Below are 1,034 nucleotides of genomic sequence, written 5' to 3'. Positions count from 1 at the left end.
AGATGCGTGATCAGGTCGTCGATGTTGATCTTCTTCTCCATGTACCAGTCGACGATCTTCGGCACATCCGTGCGCCCCTTGGCGCCGCCGAACGCCGTACCCTTCCACACCCGGCCCGTCACCAGCTGGAACGGCCGCGTGCTGATCTCCTGCCCGGCGCCGGCCACGCCGATGATGGTCGAGACGCCCCAGCCGCGGTGGCAGCACTCCAGCGCCTGGCGCATCACCTGCACGTTGCCGATGCACTCGAAGCTGTAGTCGGCGCCGCCGTCGGTCAGCGCCACCAGGTGCTGCACCAGGTCGCCTTGCACGTCCCGGGGGTTGACGAAATGCGTCATGCCGAACTTCTCGGCCATCGCCTGGCGCGCCGGGTTGAGGTCGACGCCGACGATCATCCTGGCGCCCACCATGCGCGCGCCCTGGATCACGTTCAGCCCGATGCCGCCCAGCCCGAACACCACCACGGTCGAGCCGGCCTCGACCTTGGCCGTGTTGATCACCGCGCCGATGCCCGTGGTGACGCCGCAGCCGATGTAGCAGACCTTGTCGAACGGCGCGTCCTTGCGGATCTTGGCCACCGCGATCTCGGGCAGCACCGTGTGGTTGGCGAAGGTCGAGCAGCCCATGTAGTGGTGGATCGGCTGGCCCTTCAGCGAGAACCGGCTGGTGCCGTCCGGCATCACGCCCTTGCCCTGGGTGGCGCGTATCGCCGTGCAGAGATTCGTTTTGCCCGAGCGGCAGGATTTGCAGACGCCGCATTCGGGCGTGTAGAGCGGGATCACGTGGTCGCCCGGCGCCACCGAGGTGACGCCCGGCCCCACCTCCAGCACCACGCCGGCCCCCTCATGGCCCAGGATCGCCGGGAAAAGTCCCTCGGGATCGGCCCCCGACCACGTGAACTCGTCGGTGTGGCAGATGCCGGTGGCCTTGATCTCGACCAGCACCTCGCCTTGCCGGGGCCCCTCGAGATCGACCATCTCGACTTCCAGCGGTCGCTTGGCGGCAACGGCAAGGGCGGCGCGGGTTTTCATCGG

The 1,034-nt window shown here is 68.0% G+C and carries 1 protein-coding gene; it reads right to left on the bottom strand.

Annotation, left to right across the window (positions count from 1 at the left end; genetic code table 11):
- Positions 1–1,031 (bottom strand): S-(hydroxymethyl)glutathione dehydrogenase/class III alcohol dehydrogenase (locus FHP25_RS40460; RefSeq protein WP_147852686.1); only part of this gene is annotated, 1,031 nt, incomplete at its 3' end.
- Positions 1,032–1,034: the final 3 nt, after the last annotated feature.

This window comes from Vineibacter terrae (assembly GCF_008039615.1).
Classification (GTDB): Bacteria; Pseudomonadota; Alphaproteobacteria; order Reyranellales; family Reyranellaceae; genus Vineibacter; species Vineibacter terrae.
The sequence above is the reverse complement of the archived record's forward strand: the minus strand, read 5'-3'. Positions and strand labels throughout refer to the sequence as shown.